Below are 19,982 nucleotides of genomic sequence, written 5' to 3' on the forward strand. Positions count from 1 at the left end.
CCTGGTGATGGAGATCGGGATGTGGCGCTCAGGGCGGAGCGGTCGCGCCGCGGGGTCGGAAGCCTTGGGGAAGCTCAGTTGCTTGGAGGCGCCCGGCCGGCGTTGGGCCTGAGGGGGGAATCGCGGCCCGTTCCCGGATCAGGAACCCGTAGGCGGCGATGCACAGCGTGGCGTGGTGGTGGAATCCTCGCCAGCCCCGGCCCTCGTAATGGCCGAGGCCGAGTTCCTGTTTGACTTCGAGGTAATCGCGCTCGATGCGCCAGCGCAGCTTGGCGGTTTCCACCAGGGCGTCGAGCGGAGTCGCCTCCGGCAGCGTCGACAGCCAGTATCTGGTCGGCTTCTCCTCGCTCTCGGGCCACTCGATCAGCAGCCATTCCTCGGCGCGCGGTTCGTTTCGCCAGTAGTCCCGATGCGCCGGCCGGACGCGCACCGCGGCAAACCGCGAGGCCAGAGGAGCGTTCGTGCCTTCGCGCCATGTGACCGGGCGCCACTCCCCCGGAGCCAAGCTCTCGGCCAACGCCTTCACCGCGACGGGGCCATGACCGGGGGCGCGGCGCAGGAGCTTCGGCGGCCGTCCCTTGCCGCTCCACGGCTTGGGCGACAGCGGCTTCACGCCGGGCGGCCAGACCGTCAGCGAGGACTGGACCCCGGCGACGTAGGTCAGACCCGACGCGCTCACTCCGTCGCGCAGATCGGTGTCGTTGCCGTATCCCGCGTCCATCAGGACCACTCCCGGCGGCACGCCCGCCTCCACGGCCGCGCGGATCTGGTCCAGCGCGATGGCGGGCTTGGTCTGGAAGACCACGTCGCCGGGAATGCCGGCCCGCGCCCGGCGCTCGGCATCGGCTGCCCACACGTCGGGGAGGTACAGCCGGAACGCGATGGGCAGGCTGGCGTGGTCGGTCGCGATCGACAGCGACACGGCGACCTGGCAGTTGTCCTGTTTGCCGCTCTGGCCGCAGTATTGCCGGGCCACGCCGACCGAGTGGCGCCCTTTCTTGGGCATTCCGGTGTCGTCGATGATCCAGGCGCGAACCGGGCCGCGCTCCAGCAGCGCCGGCAGCACCAGAGCGCACACCGCCCCCAGAACCACAGCGTCGTCCCACGCCGCCTTGGCGACGAAATGATGCAGCGACTGATGGGCGGCGCCGACCCGCCCGGGGGCCACCCGCGCCGCCATCGGTTCCACGCTCTTGCGCTCGCCCGGCAGGATCAGCCCGGTGCAATACGCGCGAAACGGCGCCGAGCGATCGGCGTGGCCCAGAACCGGCCCGAGGCGATCGACATAGGCCGCGAACCGTGAGTCGATGCCACTCGACGTTCGAAGGGATGCCATGCCGTCTCCTTGAACGAAGCATGAATCCCCTTCCTACAACGAGCCACCAATCAATGCCAATTTTCATGACACAGTAGCACTAATGGCTGTCCGGCGAATGCAACAGCAAGCAACCATCGAGCCGCAATCGCACGACCGTCTACCCGGTTCTGCTCCAACCAGCACTGATCATCGGGTGTGTTCGGGACAGGTTCGGAACAGCGACGCAGCGGAGCGAACCGCTCCAGACATGGTGAAGGCCGCCAAGTGGTTGACTTGGCGGCCTTCGTGGATGGTGGGCGCGACAGGGATTGAACCTGTGACCCCTACGATGTCAACGTAGTGCTCTCCCGCTGAGCTACGCGCCCATCCGATGGTCGGCCGGTGCGGGGCCGGCGTGGAGCGGGGGTTTAGCACCATCCGACGGGGGGTGCAACACCCTTGTCGGGAAAAAATGAAGGTGCCTTCCTGAGGGCGCCGATCGCGTGCGCGATGGGGGTGCAGGTGGCGCGTGACAGGGGCGGCGGGGTCCACTACATCAATCGTCATGGATGCGCATGGTTCCTCCCCCGACCCGTCACGGGTGTTCGAGATCCGGCGGCCCGAGGTGGCCCGGCTGCCGCTGGTGCTGGCATCCCCGCACAGCGGCTCGGTCTATCCGGCGGAGTTCCTGGCGGCCACCCGCCTCACGGGGGAGGCGATGCGCAAGTCGGAGGACTGTTTCGTCGATGAGATCTTCGCGGCGGGGCCGGAGCTGGGTGCGCCGCTGATCCGGGCGCTCTTCCCGCGCGCCTTCCTCGACCTGAACCGCGAGGCGTACGAACTCGACCCCGACATGTTCGAGGACACGCTCCCGCCCTACGTCAACACCCGCTCGCCGCGGGTCGCGGCGGGGCTGGGCACCATCGCGCGCATCGTCGGGACGGGCGAGGAGATCTACCCCGGCAAGCTGCGCTTCGCCGACGCGGTGCGCCGGATCGAGGGCTTCTACGAGCCCTACCACCGCACGCTGCGCGCGCTGGTGGACGAGACGCGCACCCGCTTCGGACACTGCGTGCTGGTGGATTGCCATTCCATGCCATCGGGCTGGAGCGGCGAGCGGACGCGCGACCAGCGCAAGGTCGACATGGTGCTGGGGGATTGTTTCGGCACCTCCTGCGCGCCCGCGGTGATCGAGGCGGCGGAGCGGACGCTGCGCGACCGCGGCTACACCGTGAACCGCAACGCGCCCTACGCCGGCGGCTTCACCACCCGCCACTACGGCCGTCCGCGCCAGGGCGTGCACGCCTTGCAGATCGAGATCAACCGCGACCTCTACATGGACGAGGCGCGGCTGGAGCGGCGACCGTTCCTGACCGTGCTCGCCGGACACATGACGCATCTGATCCAGGTGCTGGGGGCGCTGTCCCCCGGCGTCTGACCGGACCAGGGTTCGGCAGGGTTTCCGAGCCGGCCCACCGGCGGGCGCCGAGCGGGTGAGCGTCCAGGGTTCGCGCACGACCGGTGCGCGAACCCTGCGACGGGTTCGACGGTGGTCAGGAGCCCGGCTTCAGCGCCTCGACGAACAGCCGGGTGTTGTGACGCATCATCGCGACATAGCTCGGGGCCGGCCCCTCCGGCCCGGAGAGCGCGTCGGAGTAGACCCGGCCACCGATGCGCGCGCCCGTCTCCCGTGCGATCTGCTCCAGCAGGCGGGGATCGGCGATCGACTCCACGAAGACGGCCCTGGCCTTCTCCTTCTTCATCTGCCGGATCAGCCTGGCAACGTCGCCGGCCGACGGTTCCGCTTCCGTGGAGATGCCGACCGGGGCAAGGAAGGTCACGCCATAGGCTCGCGCGTAATACCCAAAAGCGTCGTGCGAGGTGACGATCCGCCGGTCGACCTTGGGAACGGGGGCGAGCGCCGCCTTGATGTCCCGGTCCAGCGCGTTGAGCTCGGAGGTGTAGGCGGCGTGCCCGGCGCGCAACCCGTCCGCCATGGCCGGGGCGGCATCGACCAGCCCCGCCACGATGTTGTCAGCGTAGATGCGGGCATTGCCGACGGACTGCCAGGCATGCGGATCCTCGCCATGGTCGTGCCCGTGATCATGGTCGCCCTTGATGGGCTTGATGCCCCTGGTGGCGAACACCACCGGCCCCTTGTAGCCGGCCGCCTTGACCAGCCGGCCCATCCAGCCCTCGAAGCCCAGCCCGTTCACCACCACCACATCGGCGGCGGCGACGGCGCGCGCGTCGGCGGGCGTCGGCTCGTAGACATGCGCATCGCCGTCCGCCCCGACCAGGGTGGTCACCGCAACCGCGTCACCGCCGATCTGGCGGACCATGTCGCCCAGGATGGAAAAGCTGGTCACCACCTTCAGCGGTTCGGCCAGCGCCGGCAGTGCCGCCAGCGCGACGGCGACCGCGGCCAACGCGGCGACAAGGGTGCGTCTCATCGAACTCTCCTTATTTCGAGTCAGGCTTCGTGTCAGGCTTCCAGGTGCCGTCCGGGGAACCAGCGCACCCGCAGACTGCCGACCGGCCCGACCGCCATCGACAGCAGGTAGACCGCCCCGGCGACCAGGATGATCGACGGCCCGGACGGCAGATCGAGGTGATAGGACAGCAGCAGCCCGCCCCATCCGGAGCCGAAGGCGACCGCCACGGCGACGGCGGCGAGCGTCCACACCCGCTCCGCCCAGAAGCGCGCGGCGGCGGCTGGCAGCATCATCAGCCCCACCGCCATCAACGTGCCCAGGGCCTGGAACCCGCCCACGAGGTTGAGGACGACCAGCACCATGAAGACGAGATGGCCGAGCGCCCCCGGACCGCCGACCGCCCGCAGGAAGCCGGGATCGAAGCACTCCACCACCAGCGGCCGGTACAGCAGCGCCAGCGCCGGCAGGGTGACGGTGGCGATGGCGGCGACCAGCAGCAGCCCGGCGTCGTCCACGGCCAGGATGGTGCCGAACAGCACATGCATCAGATCGACGTTGCTGCCCTTCAGCGACACGATCAGCACGCCCGCCGCCAGCGAGATCAGGTAGAAGGCGGCGAAGCTGGCGTCTTCGCGCTGGACGGTGGCGCGCGACACCAGACCGGCCAGCACCGCGACCGTCAGCCCGGCCAGGAAGCCGCCGGCGCTCATCGCCCACAGCGACAGGCCGGCGGCCAGGAAACCGATGGCGGCACCGGGCAGCACGGCGTGGGACATCGCGTCGCCCACCAGACTCATGCGCCGCAGCACCAGCAGCACGCCCACCGGGCCGCAACCCAGCGCCAGCGCCAGGCAGGCCACCAGCGCCCGGCGCATGAAGGCGAACTCCAGGAAGGGCGCGACGAGGGCGTCGTACACGGTCATGCGGCGCTCCGGGGCGGGCGCCGGCAGGCGGGGGCGTCGTCGTCCCAGGCCTCCGCCATGGCGCGGGCGCGCAGCAGGTTGGCGGGTCCCAGAGCCTCGGCGCTGGGTCCCCAGGCCACCGGCTCGCGGGCCAGCAGCAGGGTCTCGGGGAAATGGGCGCGCACCTGCTCCAGGTCGTGGAGGACGGCGACCACCGTGCGGCGCTCCCCGTGCCAGCGCCGCACCACCGCCAGCAGGTCGGCGGTGGTGCGGGCGTCGATGGCGGTGAAGGGCTCGTCGAGCAGGATCAGGCGGGCGTCCTGCAGCAGCATGCGGGCGAACAGCACGCGCTGGAACTGGCCGGCCGAGAGCGCGCCGATCGGCCGCCGCTCGAAACCCGCGAGTCCCACGGCGGCGAGCGCCGCCAGCGCCTCCTCGTGCCGGCGGCGCCCGATGCCGCCGAAGACGCCGACGCGCCGCCAGTGGCCCAGCAGAACCGTGTCGAGCACGCCGATGGGGAAGGACCGATCGACCTCCGCCTGCTGCGGCAGGTAGGCGATGTCGCGCCGGTCGATGCCGTCGAGCGCGATGCGGCCCTCCAGTGGCTTGAGCGTGCCGACGATGGCCTTCAGCAGCGTGCTCTTGCCGGCGCCGTTCGGCCCGACCACGGCGGTCAGCGAGCCCTCCCGCACGGCGCCCGACAGGTGGTGGACGGCGGGGTGGCGGCGGTAGCCCAACGTCAGGTCGTCGAAGCGCAGGAGTGCCGTCACGGCGCGCTCCCGCCGAACCAGTCGAGCGCCCAGGCAACCGCCAGCCACAGGCCGGTGCACAGCAGGAGCGCCACGGCAAGGCGGACGGTGGCCGGCATGGCGACCACCGTCGGTTGGTATGGCGCGGCTTGCATCCTATCCTTCCGCATGATCGAAGCAGAGCAGCAGGCGGGGTCCATGGCGCGGGTCGGCGGGCGGCGAGCGGTGGACGAGGCCGCGCCCACGGTTGCGCGGCCACGCCTCGCCCTTCATCAGGCCGACATGGCCGCAGGCCAGGGCGCGGATCCGCGACGGGTCGGGTGCGACGGCCGCGTTGTCGCCGCGGCCGAGCGCCTTGCGGACCACCGCGTCGTCGGGCAGCCACAGGGTGCCGGCGCCGCGATAGGTGCACAGCAGCCGGATGCCGACGCTGTCGGCGTGGAAATAGCGGCAGCCATGCCCCGCCACGGTCTCCAGCCGGACGGCCACCTTGCGGGTCGCGGTGAGGTCCGCGTACAGCCGGACGAGATGGACGATGTCGGCGGTCAACGCGTCGGGCAGCGGGTCCGGCCATGCGGCCGCAAGGTCGCCGCGCACCCGCGCCGCCGTCGTCTCGACGCGCAGCGAAGGCCACCCCGCCGCCGGCATACGGTCGAGGCCGGCCCCAATTTCCGGCGGCAAGGACCGTTCCCACACCGCCAGGGTGACGTCCGGCTCCAGGATCGCGCGCAGTCCCCCGCCGGTGGTGCACCGCACGGCATGTTCCCGAACGGGAGGAAGCGCCAACGTTGGGGTGAAGCCGTTCACCTTCCCTGCTCCTTCCACGGCGGACCCGGGGCTTGCCACCCCGGCGGTTAGGTTATGTTATAACGTAACCTGTCTGGGTTTAGCGCCGGAGCGACCGGTGGTCAAGCCCCTCCCCTCCTCCGTCGCCGGCGATGCCGGCGGAGACCGGACCTGCGCCCGGTCCCGGCCGGGCCGGTCAGATGATCGCGTCGCCGTTCCGGATGGCGGCGTATCGGCGGCCCACCGCCGCCCAATCGACCACGTTCCACCACGCGTTCAGATATTCGGCGCGGCGGTTCTGGTACTTCAGGTAATAGGCGTGCTCCCAGACGTCGTTGCCCATCAGCACCGGGCGCCCTTCCATCAGCGGCGTGTCCTGGTTCGGCAGGCTGAGGATCTCGAGCCGGCCCGAGGACGGATCGACCGTCACGAAGACCCAGCCGCTTCCGAAGCGCCCGGTGCCGGCGGCGTTGAAGCGCGTCTTGAACGCGTCGAAGCCGCCGAAATCCCGGTCGATGGCGGTCGCCACGTCGCCCGTCGGCGCCCCGCCCGCCTTCGGTCCCATGATGGACCAGAACATGGAGTGGTTCGCGTGACCGCCTCCGTTGTTGCGCACCGTCGTGCGGATGGCCTCCGGCAGTTCCGACATTCGCTTCAGCAGGTCGCGCAGCGGCATCGCCCGCACGGCGTCGTGGTCGGCAACGGCCTTGTTCAGGTTGTCCACATAGGCCTGGTGGTGCTTGCCGTGGTGCAGCGCCATGGTCTGCGCGTCGATGTGCGGTTCCAGGGCGGCGGGATCGTAGGGCAGCGGGGGCAGCGCGTGCGGCATTCCTGCCGCCTGCGCCAGGGCGAAACGGGGAGCGGCCGCCACGGCGAACACGGCCGTGAGGCCGGTCAACACGCTGCGGCGGTCCGGGCGAATGGTCATCGATCCCTCCAGTCTCTTGCACGGCGTCTGTGCGCCGTGACCGGAGCATGACGCCAGCCGGCGCCACGCTCAAGCCGGTCTCGGGATCGTGAACCAGGCGAGGCAACCGACCGGCAGGAGCGAATTGCTCACCAGCATCGCACCGTGCCGGTAAAGTCGCATCGGATCCCCGGCCACCCCCAGGTCAATGGCCCAGAGCTGGCCGGAAGGATCCTGCCAGATGGTCCGCCCATCAACGGCCGCTACGGCGTCGAACACGTCCGGCAGCGTCGTTCCCGGCTTGAACAGCACCATCACCGTGGTGACGCCGGGGGGCGGCAGGGCGGCAACCGGACCGGCGATCAGGACGGCAAGGGCCAGGGTGGCAGGCGTGGCGGTCCGCCGGGATCCGCCACAGGCTGTCCCGCCGCCGCGCCGCAGCCACCACCCCGCCGCCACGAAGGCCACACCGAAGACGACGAACCAGAGCAGGTCCCAGAACAGCGGGTTCTCCACGCCCATGCGGATGCGGTGGATGCCGAGGATCCAATGGGACAGAACGCCGTCGAGCATGTGCCAGACGCCGAATCCGATCAGCGCATCCGCCAGCAGCCGGCGGTCTGCGCCCGGTTCGGCGAAGGCGCGCCGGCTGCGCCAGAGCAGCCACAGCCCCCCCACCGAAAGGACGTACATGAGCAGGTGGAACAGACCGTCGGCGAGGACCTGCATACGGAGGTCCTGGAGGGCGGACGTCTCCACCGCGCTCAGCAGATGGTGCCATTGCAGCACCTGGTGCAGCAGGATGCCATCGAAGAAGCCGCCAAGGCCGAAGCCCAGCAGGCATCCCGCCCAAGGAAGCCATGCTCCGGGCGTCGTCGATGGCGTGTTCTGCGCTGCGGCGGTGGACATGCCGGAACAACCGCCGCTGCGCAGGCACGTTCCCTCGGCCGGTCCTGCGATCCGGCCCGCGACGCCGCGTGCCGTGGCCAGGCGACGACCGTGCCGGCCGACACGGTGCCGCAGCCCCGTGGACAGGCCCCCCCCTTTCGGGCATGAACGGGGCAGTTCCCCGCCGCCTGGACCAGCCCTCTCCATGACTCTCACCGAGACCCCGTCCGCCACCGGACGCCGCATCCCCGCGGTGGACGTCGCGCGCGGCGGTGCCATCGTCGCCATGGCCGTCTATCACGCGGTGTGGGACCTCGCCTTTCTGCGGCTGCTGAGGATCGACCTGTTCGACGATCCGCTGTGGCTGACGGCGCGCACGCTGATCCTCGGCTCCTTCCTGTTCCTGGCGGGGCTCAGTCTTTCCCTGGCCGCCACGGATGGCCTCGACCGCCGCCGCTATCTGCGCCGGCTGGGGCTGCTCGCGGCGGCGGCGGCGGGGGTGTCGGCCATGTCCTACACCCTGTTCCCCGCCAGCCCGATCTTCTTCGGCGTGCTCCATCACCTGACGGTGGCGAGCGTGCTCGGCCTCGCCGTCCTGCGCCTGCCGCCGCTGCTGACGGCGGCGCTGGGCGTCGCCGTCCTCGTGGCGGGCGATACGCTGGCGCTGCCGCTGTTCGACCTTCCCTGGCTGCGTTGGGTCGGGCTGATGACCTTCGAGCCGGACTCCAACGATTATGTTCCGATCTTTCCGTGGTTCGGGATCGTGCTGGTCGGCATCGCGGCCGGACGTCTGTTTCCACGCGCTGGCACGGTGGCGGGTTGGCAGCCGGTCGCGGGGGGTGGCCGTGCGCTCGCCTGGATGGGCCGGCGGGCGCTCGCCATCTACCTGATCCACCAGCCGCTTTTGTTCGGCGCCGCGTGGCTGCTGGCCCAGGCGCTGGGAAGCCCCGTCAGCGGCCCGGTCGGCGCACCCGCCGGCGGCACCGCCGGCGAAGGCGGCGCCTTTCTGGCAAGCTGCATCAGCACCTGTGCCCGCGGCGGCACCGCCCCCGCGGTGTGCGAACGCAGCTGCCGTTGCATCGCCGACGGCTTCCACAGGGAGGGGCTGTGGGATCAGGTCCTGAAGGATTACATCCGGCCGGAGGACCAGCCCCGTGCCAACGCCGTGGTGCGGGGCTGCCTGTAGGCGCCCGCAGGATTCCGCCTTACGCCTGCTTCCGCCCCACCGTGTCGGCGACGTAGGCGTCGCGGTGGCCGAGCGGCTTGGGCGGCCCCTCGGTGGTGTCGCGGGCCGTCTGGTGCTCGATCTCCGAGTTCAGCTCGGCCCCCATCAGCACGACGTAGGCGGTAAGGTTCATCCACAGCAGCAGCACGACCACCGCGCCGACCGATCCGTAGGTTTCGTTGTAGCTGCCGAAGTTGGAGACGTAGAGCGAGAACCCCGCCGAGCCGGCGAGCCAGATCAGCGTCGCGACCCCGGCCCCCCAGCTCACCCACTGCCAGCGCGGCCGGTTGCGACAGGGGGCGTAGCGGTAGAGCAGCGCCAGAACCAGCATCACCACGCCGCCCAGGATCGGCCAGCGCGCCAGCGACAGCACCCAGGCGATCGGCCCGGTCAGGCCCAGCGCCGCGATCACCGCCGGCACCGCCACGATCAACGCCAGCGTCAGCACCAGGAAGGCCAGCCCGGCCAGGGTGAAGCCGACGGACAGGATGGCGAGCTTGATGAAGCCGCGCTTCTCCGGTTCGTCGTAGGCGATGTTCAGCGCGGCGATCAGCGCATTGGTCCCGCGCGACGCGCTCCACAGCGTCAGCAGCAGACCGAACACCACGCCCAGCGTCAGCCCCTGCTGCGGCGTGCTGGCGACCTTGCCCGCCTGGTCGCGCATGATCGACAGGACATCGCCGGGAAGCACGCCCGAAAGCTGCTCGAACTGGCTTTCCACCCCCGCGGGATCAAGCACCAGGCCGTAGATCGACACCAGCGTCGCCACCGCCGGGAACAGCGCCAGCATGCCGTAATAGGCGACCCCGGCGGCGATCATGCCGATGTTGTCGGTGGATTGCTGCTCGTAGGTCCGCCAGAGGATGTCCTTCCAGCCGAGCGCCGGGATCTCGCCAGGATGGCCGGCGGAGCGCCCGCGGCCGGATGGCTGGCGGGGAAACCGGTCATGGTGGCGCCGCGACAGTCCCAGCATCGACCGCGGTCCCCTACGCCGCGGCGTCGACGAGGGCGCCGACCCGGTGGCCGACGGTCTCCATCTCGTGGAAATGCGCGCCGACCACGACCCGAAGCTCCGCGGGCAAATCCTCGTGCAGCGCCTCGCGGAACAGGTCGAGCGTACCCTGCACGCCGCGCTCGACGGCGACCAGCAGGTCCCTGCGGTGCCGCTCGCCGGCCAGCGCGTCGTTCAGGTCGTTCCACACCGGGTGCGGCGGGGCGTCGGGCTCCAGGCGCCCGCCGTGCCGGTGGAGTTCCTCCTCCAGGGCGGCGGCCGATCGGGCGAGCTGGCGGTCCACCTCGTGCAGCCGGCCGCTCAGCTCCGGATCGGCGATGCTCCGGTCCGCCTTGTGGATGGCGGCGGAGCCCTGGCGGGTGGCGGCGACGAGCCCGGTCAGGATGATGCGGATGCGCTGGTCGGAGAGCGTGGGATGGTCGCCGGGAATGCGTCGGCCCTCGATGGCCGGGGTGCGCGAGATGGCCCAGGCCAGCCACAGCACGCCGATGCCGATGAGAGCCACCGGGATCGGGTTGTCGCGGATGGCGCGGGCCGTGCGGTTCGGCTTGCCCTGCACCACGTCGCGCACGAGATCCGCCACCCCGCCCGTGAGCTGCCCCGGCGAAAGCCGGTATTCGAGTTCGTCGAGGGTGCTGTCCATGCGGGCGCGTATGGAGCGGATGTCATCCTCGAGATCCGCAGTGGTGCGCGACCCGTTGGCGTTCGGTGCCGTGCGGTCGTTGGCGGCGGTCATGCCGGAACCCTCCCTCGTCTGGATGCGGGTCAGCAACACGCGGGCGTGGCGAAGGTTCCGGTTGCGGTGCGGCGGGCGCTTGACCGCGGTCAAGAGGGCGGGCAGCGGGGGCGTCTATGGTCCGCCCGCGATCCGCAACGGAAACGAGCGACCGATGCCAGACGGCAGCCTGTACAAGCCCGCGAAGGCCAGCCTGTGGGAAACCCACGCGACCATCCACCCCAAGGCGGTGAGCGGGCGCTTCCGCCGCCTGAAATGGGCGGTCATGACGGTGCTGATGGGGATGTTCTGGCTGGTGCCCTGGCTGCGCTGGGACCGCGGGCCGGACGCGCCGGGGCAGGCGGTGCTGGTCGACCTGGAACAGGGGCGGTTCTTCCTGTTCCACGTCGAAATCTGGCCGCAGGAGATTTATTACCTGACGGGATTGATGGTGCTGGGTGCGATCGGGCTGTTCCTGGTGACGGCGCTGGCGGGCCGCGTGTGGTGCGGCTTCGCCTGCCCGCACACGGTGTGGAGCGACGTGTTCATCCGCATCGAGCGGGCCTTCGAGGGCGACCGGGCCGAGCGCATCCGGCTGGAGCGGGCGCCGTGGAGCACGTCGAAGCTGCTGCGGAAGGGGGGCAAGCACGCCGGATGGCTGCTGGTGTCCTTCGCCTCCGCCTTCGCCATCGTGGCGTGGTTCACCGACGCACCGACGCTGCTGGCCGACCTCGCGCACGCCCGCGCCTCCTGGGATGCGCTGACCTTCCTCGGGCTGTTCGGCGGCTCCACCTACCTGATGGCCGGCTTCGCGCGCGAGCAGATGTGCAAATACGCCTGCCCCTGGCCGCGCATCCAGACCGCCATGCTGGACGAGCACAGCCTGATCGTCACCTACCAGTCCTGGCGCGGCGAGCGCCGCGCGCCCAAGCGCAAGTCGGAGAGCTGGGAGGAGCGCCAGGCCCGCGGCTTCGGCGACTGCATCGACTGCACCCAGTGCGTCCAGGTCTGCCCGATGGGCATCGACGTGCGCACCGGCGCCCAGGCGGACTGCATCAACTGCGGCCTGTGCATCGACGCCTGCGACGGCATCATGGCGGGCCAGGGCCGGCCGAGCGGTCTGATCGCCTTCGACACGCTGGCCGCCGAGGCGGCCCGCAGCGCCGCAACGCCCTACCGCGTGCCGCTGGTGCGGGCGCGCACGCTGGTCTATGTGGGACTTATGGTCGCCATCGCCGGTTTCATGGCGATCGTCTTCGCCGACCGCTCCGCCGTCGAGGCGACGGTGCAGCGCGAGCGCGCGCCCCTGTTCGTAACGCTGGCCGACGGCAGCATCCGCAACACCTACACGGTGAAGATCGTCAACAAGCGGCACGAGCCGCGGCGCTACACGTTGACCGCGGAGGGCGTCACCGGTGCGGCGCTGTCGGTCACCGGGGCGGACGGTGCCGGCCCTTCCCTTCGGCTGGACGCGGAAGCCGACAGCGTCGGCGCCCACCGGGTCCATGTGACCGTTCCGCCGGGGACGCCGGCCGCCGCCTCCGCGCCGCTGCAATTCGTGGTGCGCGAGGAGGGGGGCGGGGAGCGGACGGCGGTGGAGTCGGTGTTCCTCGGCCCTCCCTGACGGATGCTCCTGTCCGGCGGCCCTGACGGGCAGCCGCCCGTGAACAATCCTTCACCATCGGTTGATCGACACGAAGACCCCTGGTCCCGCCGCGCCGCACGCTCCAAATGAGTCATGAGACTGTGGGTCACACGACACGGAGCCCCGGCGGAGCGGGCAAGGCATGCTGTTCGATTTCGAGCCTTCGGGCATCAACGACACCTATCTGCGGCTGACCCGCAACGGCGTCGGCTGCGTCATGGCGCCGGCCGGCGCCTGGAACGGTCTTCTGCGCCTCAATTACGTGATCGCCGGCAACCCCGGCGGGCGCGAGGCTTTCCTGATCTTCCGCGCGCTGGACGTCGGATTCGACGATGGCCGCTTCTATTGGAAGGGCCGCGCCGCCCCGGTGCTGGCCACCGGTACCATGGTGGATGTGCTGCTGGAACGCGGCCTCGCCAGCGAGCCGGAGGCGGAACGGCTTCTGGCCGGTGGCTCCGGCGGTATCGGCGGCGGCGGGGACGAGGCGCTGATGCTGCGCGCCGTGCTGGGCGGGGCGGACTTCACGCCCGTCTACGAGGACACCGCCCCCGGCGGCGGCGCGCCCCGCGTCACCGGCTACGCCCTGCGCACGCTGGGGGAGACCGACGTGCATGTGCTGAAGGTTCGCAACGGCCTGCCGACACTTGACCCGAAGGCACGGGCGGCGCTGAAGCGGCAGGTGGAGGCGGCGTAGAGCCGCCTCAGATCCCCCCGTCCACCGGCACGGCCGCCGAGGGCTGCTGCTGGGTGATGCAGTGGATGCCGCCGCCGCCGCGCACGATGTCCAGCGCGGCGATCTGGATGACCTCGCGGTCGGGGAACAGGCGGCGGACGGTGCGCAGGGCCTCGTCGTCGGCCGGGTCCTCGAAGGCGGGCATGACGATGCCGCCGTTGGCGATGTAGAGGTTGGTGTAGGACAGCGTCAGCCGCACGCCGTTCTGGTCCTGGCGGGCGGGCTGGCGGACCGGGATCACCTCCAGCTCGCGGCCCTTGGCGTCGCGGGCGAGCTTCAGCCGGTCCAGATTGTCCTCGAACACCTTGAAGTTGGCGTCGCCGGGATCGTCGGTGGTGAGGGCCATAACCACGCCGGGGCGGACGAACATGGCGATCTCGTCCACATGCCCGTCCGTCTCGTCCTCCTGATAGCCCTGGCCGAGCCAGATGACGCTGCGGATGCCGAGATAGTCGCGCAGATGCCGCTCGATGTCGTCCTTGGACAGGTCGGGGTTGCGGTTGGGGTTGAGCAGGCACTGCTCGGTGGTCAGCAGCGTGCCCTCACCGTCCACATGGAAGGCACCGCCCTCCAGCACCAGCGGGGCCTCGTAGTCGGGCACTCCCAGATGCTCCAGGATCAGACGGCCGACCTCACGGTCACGGGCGCAGTCGGCGTAGTTGCCGCCCCAGGCGTTGAAGCGCCAGTGCGCACCGGCCAGCCCGCCCTTCCCGTCCACCAGGAAGCTGGGCCCGGTGTCGCGGATCCAGGAATCACTGATCGGGAAGGGCATGAGCTGGATGCCGGGGCCGCAGGCGAGCGACGCTTCCGCCACGTCGTCGGGATCGCAGACCATGGTCACCGGCTCGAACGTCGCGATGGCGCGGGCGACCTCCACATAGGCCTCCCGCGCGGCGTCGATTCCGTCGGCGGGCCAGGTCTCCGGGCGGCACGGCCACGCCATCCAGCAGCGCGTGTGCGGCGCCCATTCCGCGGGCATGTGGAAACCGTCGCTCGCCGGAGTCGTCATCCCCTCGTCCCTCTCGTTGTCCCGCCGGCCGGTCGTTGCGGCCGGTCCATGGCTCTCGTCCCCGCGGGCACCCTAACCACCGTTCGGGCGGTTTGGCAACGGGGCGATCCAATGGCGGTCCGGATGGGATAGGTCCGGGGATGATGAAATCGGAGGAAGCTCAGCCCCCGTAAGCGGAGCCGGGATGGCGGCGCCGGGCTGGCATGAAAAGCGTTGACAGAGGATTGGAAAAGCCAAGGCGAATCATCGGAAACCACAGAAGAGTACGCATGACACCGCTCCATCATTGTTGACGATGGCGCCAATGTAACCCTTCACGGAACCGGAAACCAGCCACAGCGCGGCGGCCATGCGTGGCGAGCATGCTTCCCCGTCGCCAATTGCAGGATCGCACCGCAAGATCCGGAATGCGCCCCTCCCCGGTTCCGGGGTAGCCAGGGCAATCGGAACCACGGCGGACAGACACCCATGACCACGGCGAACCGAGCGATGACTCCGGGGGAATGGGGCCTGCTTCTGGCGCTGTCCCTGCTGTGGGGCGGCTCCTTCTTCTTCGTGGCGGTCGCGCTCAGCGAGTTGCCGCCCTTCACCCTGGTGCTTCTCCGGGTGTCGCTGGCCGCCGCGGCCCTGCACATCGTCCTGCGGCTGGCCGGGCTGCGACTGCCCGGCGACCGGGAGACGCTGGTGGCTCTGGCCGGCATGTCGGTCCTCAACAACGTGATCCCCTTCTCGCTGATCGTCTGGGGCCAGACCCAGGTGGCGAGCGGGCTCGCCTCCATCCTGAACGCGGCGACGCCGCTGTTCACCGTGGTGATCGCCCATGTCTGGACCGCCGACGAACGGATGACCGGCGGACGGGCGGGCGGCGTGCTGATCGGGCTGGCCGGAGTCGCGGCGATGGTGGGGGTGGACGCGCTGCGCGCGGCCGGCGGATCGCTCGCCGGCCAACTCGCCTGCCTCGGTGCCGCCCTGTCCTACGCCATCGCGGGCGTCTACGGCCGTCGTTTCCGGGCGATGGGGGTGCCGCCGCTGGTCACCGCGACCGGGCAGGTCACGGTATCCAGCCTGTTGCTGCTGCCGGTGGCGATGGCGGTGGATGCGCCCTGGACACTGCCGCTGCCGTCCGCGACCGTGATGGCGGCGCTGCTGGGGCTCGGGCTGCTGTCGACCGCGCTGGCCTACCTGCTGTTCTTCCGCCTGCTCGCCAGCGCCGGTGCCACCAACATCGCCCTGGTCACCTTCCTGATCCCGGTCATGGCGATCGCGCTGGGGGTCGCGGTCCTCGGCGAGCGGCTGGAGCCCCGGCATCTGCTCGGCATGGCGATGATCGGGCTGGGCCTCGCCGCCATCGACGGCCGGCCGCTGCGCGCGGTGGCCCGTCGGCTCGGGCGGGCGGCGCCCTGAGCGGTCACCCGCCCTGAAGCGCCATCTGCTCGTCGCGTTTGCGCTGCCGTTCCTGCCGGGCCAGGACCAGCGTGGCGACGAAGATGCCGGTGGCGACCAGCAGCACGATGACCGTCGCCAGAGCATTGATCTGCGGTGACACGCCGAGCCGGACGGAGGAGAAGATCACCATCGGCAGCGTCGTGGAGCCCGGGCCAGACACGAAGCTGGCGATCACCAGGTCATCCAGCGACAGGGTGAAGGCGAGCAGCCAGCCCGACACGATGGCCGGCGAGATGATCGGCAGGGTGATGACGAAGAAGACCTTGGCCGGCCGGGCGCCGAGATCCATCGCGGCCTCCTCCAGGCTGTCGTCCATGCTGGACAGGCGCGACTGCACGATCACCGCGACATAGGCCATGGCGAAGGTGGTGTGGGCGATGGTGATGGTGGTCACCCCGCGCCCGTCCGGCCAGCCGACCAGCCCCTCCAGCGCCACGAACAGCAGCAGCAGCGACAGGCCGGTGATCACCTCCGGCATCACCAGGGGTGCCGTGATCATGCCGCCGAACAGCATCCGCCCGCGGAAGCGCCCGAAACGCGCCAGCGCCAGCCCGGCCAGCGTGCCCAGCACCACCGCGAAGCTCGCGGATATCGCCGCCACCTTGAGCGACAAATAGGCGGCGTCGAGAAGCTGCGTGTTCTCCAGCAGCTCCCCGTACCACTTCGTCGAGAAGCCGCTCCACACCGTGACCAACCGGTTCTCGTTGAAGGAGTAGAGCATCAGGAGGAAGATCGGCACATACAGGAAGGCGTAGCCGAACCACAGCGCCCAGCCGAGCGGACCACCGAACCTTTTCATCGCCGCTCCTCCCCATCCTGCTGACGGGCCTGCACGTACTGGAAGACCATGATGGGGACCACCAGGAACAGCAGCAACGCGATGGCGACGGCCGACGCCACCGGCCAGTCGCGGTTGGAGAAGAACTCGTTCCACAGCACGCGGCCGATCATCAGCGTGTCCGGCCCGCCGAGCAGCTCGGGGATGACGAACTCGCCCACCGCCGGGATGAAGACCAGCAGCGAGCCGGCGACGATGCCGGGCAGCGACAGCGGCAGCGTCACCTTCAGGAAGGCTTCCCACGGCTTGCAGCCGAGATCGGCCGCCGCCTCCAGCAGAACCGGGTCCAGCTTCTCCAGCGTCGCGTAGAGCGGCAGGATCATGAAGGGAAGGTAGGAGTAGGTGATGCCGATGTAGACGGCGACGTCGGAGTACAGAAGCTCCCAGTTGCTGTCGACCAGCCCCACCGCACCCAGCATGTTGGCCAGCACGCCGTTGGCCTTGAGGATGCCGATCCACGCGTACACCCGGATCAGGAAGGAGGTCCAGAAGGGCAGGATGATCAGCATCATCAGCGGCCCGCGCATGGACGGCTTCGCCCGCGCGATGGCGTAGGCCATGGGATAGCCCAGCAGCAGGCACAGCAGCGTCGACACCGCCGCCATCTTCAGCGAGGACAGGTACGCATAGATGTACAGGTCGTCGGTGAGGAGGCGCAGGTAGGTGGACAGGTTCAGCGTGATCTGGAGCTTCCACTGCTCCAGGTCGGTGTCCTCCAGCAGCTGGACGATGTCGGAATAGGGAGGCTGCGCGATCACCGCGTCGGAGAAGCTGATGCGGAAGACGATCAGGAAGGGGACGAGGAAGAACAGGAACAGCCAGAGATAGGGGGCGGCGATCACCAGTCCCCGGCCCCACAGGCCGACGCGGCGCAGCAACGCCACGACGGCCGCGGCGGCGGTGGACAGGAAGGCGGGAACGCCCGGCGGGTTGCCGCCGCTCATGCGGTCGCCCAGGGGAAGGAAGCCGTTGCGGCTCATCGTACGGCCCCCGTCACTGCGCCAGCACGACGCCGGCGAAGGGGCGCCAGCTCAGATGCACCTCGTCGTCCCAGGTCAACGGCATGTCAACCCGGCGGGTCACGTTGGGCGCGGTCACCCGCACCGTCTTCCCGGTGTGGAGCTGGATGATGTAGATGGATGCGTCGCCGAGATAGGCGATCTCGCGCACGATGCCGCGGGTGGCGTTGCGCCCGCCCCCGTCCGGCGGCGGGTCCTTGGACAGCAGCACCTTCTCCGGCCGCACCGCGACCGAGACCTGCGTCCCGATGGGCATGGGCACGCCGTGATTGATGTAGAGGTCGCAGCCGGCCTCGTCCGAGCGGATCAGCACATGGTCCGGCTCGTCCTCCACCACCCGGCCCTCGAACATGTTCACGTCGCCGATGAACTCCGCCACGAAGCGGCTGCCCGGATACTCGTACACCTCGGTCGGCGTGCCGGTCTGGACGATGTAGCCCTGGTTCATCACGGCGATGCGGCTGGACATGGTCATCGCCTCCTCCTGGTCGTGGGTGACCACGATGAAGGTGATGCCCAGCTTCTCCTGCAGGTTCACCAGCTCGAACTGCGTCTTCTCGCGCAGCCGCTTGTCCAAGGCTCCCAGCGGCTCGTCCAGCAGCAGCAGCTTCGGCCGCTTGACCAGCGCGCGGGCGAGGGCCACGCGCTGGCGCTGGCCGCCGGAAAGCTGGTGCGGCCGGCGCTTGGCGAAGCGGTCGAGCTGCACCAGAGCCAGCATCTCCGCCACACGGTCGCGGATCTGCGCCGCCGGCATGCGGTCCTGCTTCAGGCCGAAGGCGACGTTCTGCTCCACCGACATGTGCGGGAACAGGGCGTAGGATTGGAACATCATGTTGACCGGCCGCTCGTAGGGCGGCACCTCGGTCATATCGACGCCATCGATGAAGATGCGCCCCTCGCTCGGCCGTTCGAAGCCGGCCAGCATGCGCAGCAGCGTCGTCTTGCCGGAGCCGGAGCCGCCGAGCAGGGCGAAGAACTCGTTGCGGTAGATCGACAGGCTGACGTCGTCCACGGCCACGAAGTCGCCGAACCGCTTGGTCACCTTCTCGATCCGCACATAGGGGACCGCCTTGGGGTCCTGCCACGGCTCCAGCCGTGCCGGATTGCGAATCACCTGGGCCGTGGCCATCGTCGTCGGTCTCCCCTTTCCCCTCCCCGGCCGCGCAGGAACCGACGGCCGGTCATGAAAACGCCCCGCCCGCCGTCCGCTGGGATGGCCGGGCGGGGCGTGCCCGCGTCACATCGCCGGACGACTCAGCGCCCGGTCTTCACCTTGGTCCAGATGCGCGTGCGCATGCGGTCGACCTGCGGCTTCACCGCGCTGATGGTGAACAGGCGAACGCCCTCCGCCTCCGTCGGGAAGACGGCGCTGTCGGTGCGGATGCTTTCCTCCACCATCGGCAGCGAGCCGGGGATGGCGTTGCCGTACTGCACGGAGTTGGTGATCGCCGCCATCTGCTTGGGGTCGAGCACATGGTTGATCAGGGCGTGCGCGCCGTCCTTGTTGGGGGCGTCGGCCGGGATCGCCATGGTGTCCCACCAGGCCTGCGCGCCCTCCTTCGGGATCACGTATTCGACCTTCAGGCCCTGCCCGGCCTCCTTGGCACGCGCCTTGGCCTGCTTCACATCGCCGGAGTAGCCCACCACCACGCAGGCGTCGCCGCCGGCCAGCAGGTTGATGTTCTGCCCGGTGACGAACTGCTTCACGTAGGGGCGGATCGACATCAGGACCTTCTCGGCCTCGTCGTGGTCCGCCTTCTTCTCTGAGTTCGGGTCGATGCCGAGGTAGTGGAAGACGGTCGGGATCACATCGACCGCCGAATCGAGGATGGTGATTCCGCAGGGCGCCAGCTTCTTCGCCACCTCCGGCTTGAACACCAAATCCCAGGAATTGAGCGGCGCGTCGGGCATCAGCGCCTTGATCTTGTCCGGCAGGATGCCGATGCCGATGGTGCCGCCGAGATAGGGAACGGCGAACTTGTTGCCGGGGTCGGAGCTTTCCAGCAGCTTGAGGATCGCCGGGTTGACGTTCGCCAGGTTCGGGATCTTCGCTTTGTCGAGCGGCGCCACCACCTTCGCCTGGATCAGGCGCGACAGCGCCGGCTCGGCGGTCGGCACGATGATGTCGTACCCGGACTTGCCCACCAGCACCTTCTGCTCCAGCAACTCGAGGCTGTCGTAGAGGTCCACCTTCGTGGGGTAGCCGGTGGCCTTGGTGAAGTCCGGCAGCGTGCTCTCGGCCAGATAGTCGTTCCAGATGTAGATGTTGACCGGCTTCTTGTCCTGCGCCGAGGCGGTGCCGACAAGGGCCGTGATCGCCGCCGCCGCGGCGAGACCGAGCGCGATTCGTGTTTTCATGACGCTGTTCCCCACCGG

The 19,982-nt window shown here is 69.8% G+C and carries 20 protein-coding genes and 1 tRNA gene; 5 read left to right on the top strand and 16 right to left on the bottom strand.

The genetic code is table 11. The annotated features are described in order from the left end of the window. Positions 1–28 precede the first annotated feature (28 nt). Entirely contained in the window at positions 29–1,336 is a 1,308-nt protein-coding gene (locus HL658_RS21425; protein WP_180287657.1) for an IS701 family transposase, read from the bottom strand. Positions 1,337–1,608: 272 nt separating this feature from the next. Further along, positions 1,609–1,683: transfer RNA gene (locus tag HL658_RS21430), tRNA-Val, on the bottom strand. Between the two features lie 179 nt (positions 1,684–1,862). Between HL658_RS21430 and HL658_RS21435 the strand changes: the two genes are divergently transcribed. Beyond that, entirely contained in the window at positions 1,863–2,735 is an 873-nt protein-coding gene (locus HL658_RS21435; protein ID WP_180284656.1) for an N-formylglutamate amidohydrolase, read from the top strand. 115 nt (positions 2,736–2,850) lie between these two features. Here the strand turns inward: HL658_RS21435 and HL658_RS21440 are convergent, their stop codons facing one another. The 7 genes from HL658_RS21440 to HL658_RS21470 form a co-directional block, all read right to left on the bottom strand. Beyond that, on the bottom strand, positions 2,851–3,750 hold the full coding sequence (locus tag HL658_RS21440) for a metal ABC transporter solute-binding protein, Zn/Mn family (RefSeq protein WP_180284657.1): 900 nt from the start codon (positions 3,748–3,750) through the stop codon (positions 2,851–2,853). A gap of 32 nt (positions 3,751–3,782) precedes the next feature. Further along, entirely contained in the window at positions 3,783–4,655 is an 873-nt protein-coding gene (locus tag HL658_RS21445) for a metal ABC transporter permease (protein ID WP_180284658.1), read from the bottom strand. Further along, a complete protein-coding gene (locus HL658_RS21450; RefSeq protein WP_180284659.1) occupies positions 4,652–5,404 on the bottom strand; it encodes an ATP-binding cassette domain-containing protein in 753 nt (250 codons plus the stop codon). The genes HL658_RS21445 and HL658_RS21450 overlap by 4 nt, the downstream gene beginning before the upstream one ends. Further along, entirely contained in the window at positions 5,401–5,538 is a 138-nt protein-coding gene (locus HL658_RS21455; RefSeq protein ID WP_180284660.1) for a hypothetical protein, read from the bottom strand. The genes HL658_RS21450 and HL658_RS21455 overlap by 4 nt, the downstream gene beginning before the upstream one ends. A gap of 1 nt (position 5,539) precedes the next feature. Beyond that, on the bottom strand, positions 5,540–6,139 hold the full coding sequence (locus HL658_RS21460) for a DUF1826 domain-containing protein (protein ID WP_343055255.1): 600 nt from the start codon (positions 6,137–6,139) through the stop codon (positions 5,540–5,542). Between the two features lie 226 nt (positions 6,140–6,365). Beyond that, positions 6,366–7,097, bottom strand: a complete 732-nt coding sequence (locus HL658_RS21465; protein ID WP_180284662.1) for a superoxide dismutase — start codon at positions 7,095–7,097, stop codon at positions 6,366–6,368. A 69-nt stretch (positions 7,098–7,166) separates the two neighbouring features. Then, complete coding sequence (locus HL658_RS21470; protein WP_180284663.1) at positions 7,167–7,985, bottom strand: DUF2243 domain-containing protein; 819 nt, start codon at positions 7,983–7,985, stop codon at positions 7,167–7,169. 184 nt (positions 7,986–8,169) lie between these two features. Here HL658_RS21470 and HL658_RS21475 point away from each other — a divergent pair, with 184 nt between their 5' ends. After that, positions 8,170–9,150 carry an acetyltransferase domain-containing protein gene (locus tag HL658_RS21475; protein ID WP_180284664.1) on the top strand — a complete coding sequence of 327 codons (981 nt, stop codon included), beginning with the start codon at positions 8,170–8,172 and terminating at the stop codon, positions 9,148–9,150. A 19-nt stretch (positions 9,151–9,169) separates the two neighbouring features. Here the strand turns inward: HL658_RS21475 and HL658_RS21480 are convergent, their stop codons facing one another. Further along, positions 9,170–10,162 carry a YihY/virulence factor BrkB family protein gene (locus HL658_RS21480; protein ID WP_180284665.1) on the bottom strand — a complete coding sequence of 331 codons (993 nt, stop codon included), beginning with the start codon at positions 10,160–10,162 and terminating at the stop codon, positions 9,170–9,172. A 13-nt stretch (positions 10,163–10,175) separates the two neighbouring features. Further along, positions 10,176–10,937 (bottom strand): DUF3618 domain-containing protein, encoded by a 762-nt coding sequence (locus HL658_RS21485; protein WP_180284666.1) that lies wholly within the window; start codon positions 10,935–10,937, stop codon positions 10,176–10,178. 154 nt (positions 10,938–11,091) lie between these two features. Between HL658_RS21485 and ccoG the strand changes: the two genes are divergently transcribed. Next, the gene (gene ccoG, locus HL658_RS21490; protein WP_180284667.1) at positions 11,092–12,540 is read left to right on the top strand and encodes a cytochrome c oxidase accessory protein CcoG; all 1,449 of its coding nucleotides are present in this window, start codon (positions 11,092–11,094) and stop codon (positions 12,538–12,540) included. A gap of 163 nt (positions 12,541–12,703) precedes the next feature. Continuing rightward, entirely contained in the window at positions 12,704–13,255 is a 552-nt protein-coding gene (locus HL658_RS21495; protein WP_180284668.1) for a hypothetical protein, read from the top strand. A 7-nt stretch (positions 13,256–13,262) separates the two neighbouring features. Here the strand turns inward: HL658_RS21495 and HL658_RS21500 are convergent, their stop codons facing one another. Beyond that, on the bottom strand, positions 13,263–14,303 hold the full coding sequence (locus HL658_RS21500) for an agmatine deiminase family protein (protein ID WP_180284669.1): 1,041 nt from the start codon (positions 14,301–14,303) through the stop codon (positions 13,263–13,265). Between the two features lie 468 nt (positions 14,304–14,771). Between HL658_RS21500 and HL658_RS21505 the strand changes: the two genes are divergently transcribed. After that, on the top strand, positions 14,772–15,707 hold the full coding sequence (locus tag HL658_RS21505; protein ID WP_246337770.1) for a DMT family transporter: 936 nt from the start codon (positions 14,772–14,774) through the stop codon (positions 15,705–15,707). A 4-nt stretch (positions 15,708–15,711) separates the two neighbouring features. On the opposite strand, the gene HL658_RS21510 is transcribed toward HL658_RS21505, so the two are convergent. The 4 genes from HL658_RS21510 to HL658_RS21525 form a co-directional block, all read right to left on the bottom strand. Continuing rightward, on the bottom strand, positions 15,712–16,548 hold the full coding sequence (locus HL658_RS21510) for an ABC transporter permease subunit (protein ID WP_180284670.1): 837 nt from the start codon (positions 16,546–16,548) through the stop codon (positions 15,712–15,714). Then, positions 16,545–17,531, bottom strand: a complete 987-nt coding sequence (locus HL658_RS21515) for an ABC transporter permease subunit (RefSeq protein WP_180284690.1) — start codon at positions 17,529–17,531, stop codon at positions 16,545–16,547. The genes HL658_RS21510 and HL658_RS21515 overlap by 4 nt, the downstream gene beginning before the upstream one ends. Before the next feature lie 49 nt (positions 17,532–17,580). Then, positions 17,581–18,735 (bottom strand): ABC transporter ATP-binding protein, encoded by a 1,155-nt coding sequence (locus tag HL658_RS21520; protein WP_180284671.1) that lies wholly within the window; start codon positions 18,733–18,735, stop codon positions 17,581–17,583. Positions 18,736–18,860: 125 nt separating this feature from the next. Next, the gene (locus HL658_RS21525; RefSeq protein WP_180284672.1) at positions 18,861–19,964 is read right to left on the bottom strand and encodes a polyamine ABC transporter substrate-binding protein; all 1,104 of its coding nucleotides are present in this window, start codon (positions 19,962–19,964) and stop codon (positions 18,861–18,863) included. Between the last annotated feature and the right edge of the window lie 18 nt (positions 19,965–19,982).

Source organism: Azospirillum oleiclasticum (genome assembly GCF_013423485.1).
In the GTDB taxonomy this organism is placed as follows: Bacteria; Pseudomonadota; Alphaproteobacteria; order Azospirillales; family Azospirillaceae; genus Azospirillum; species Azospirillum oleiclasticum.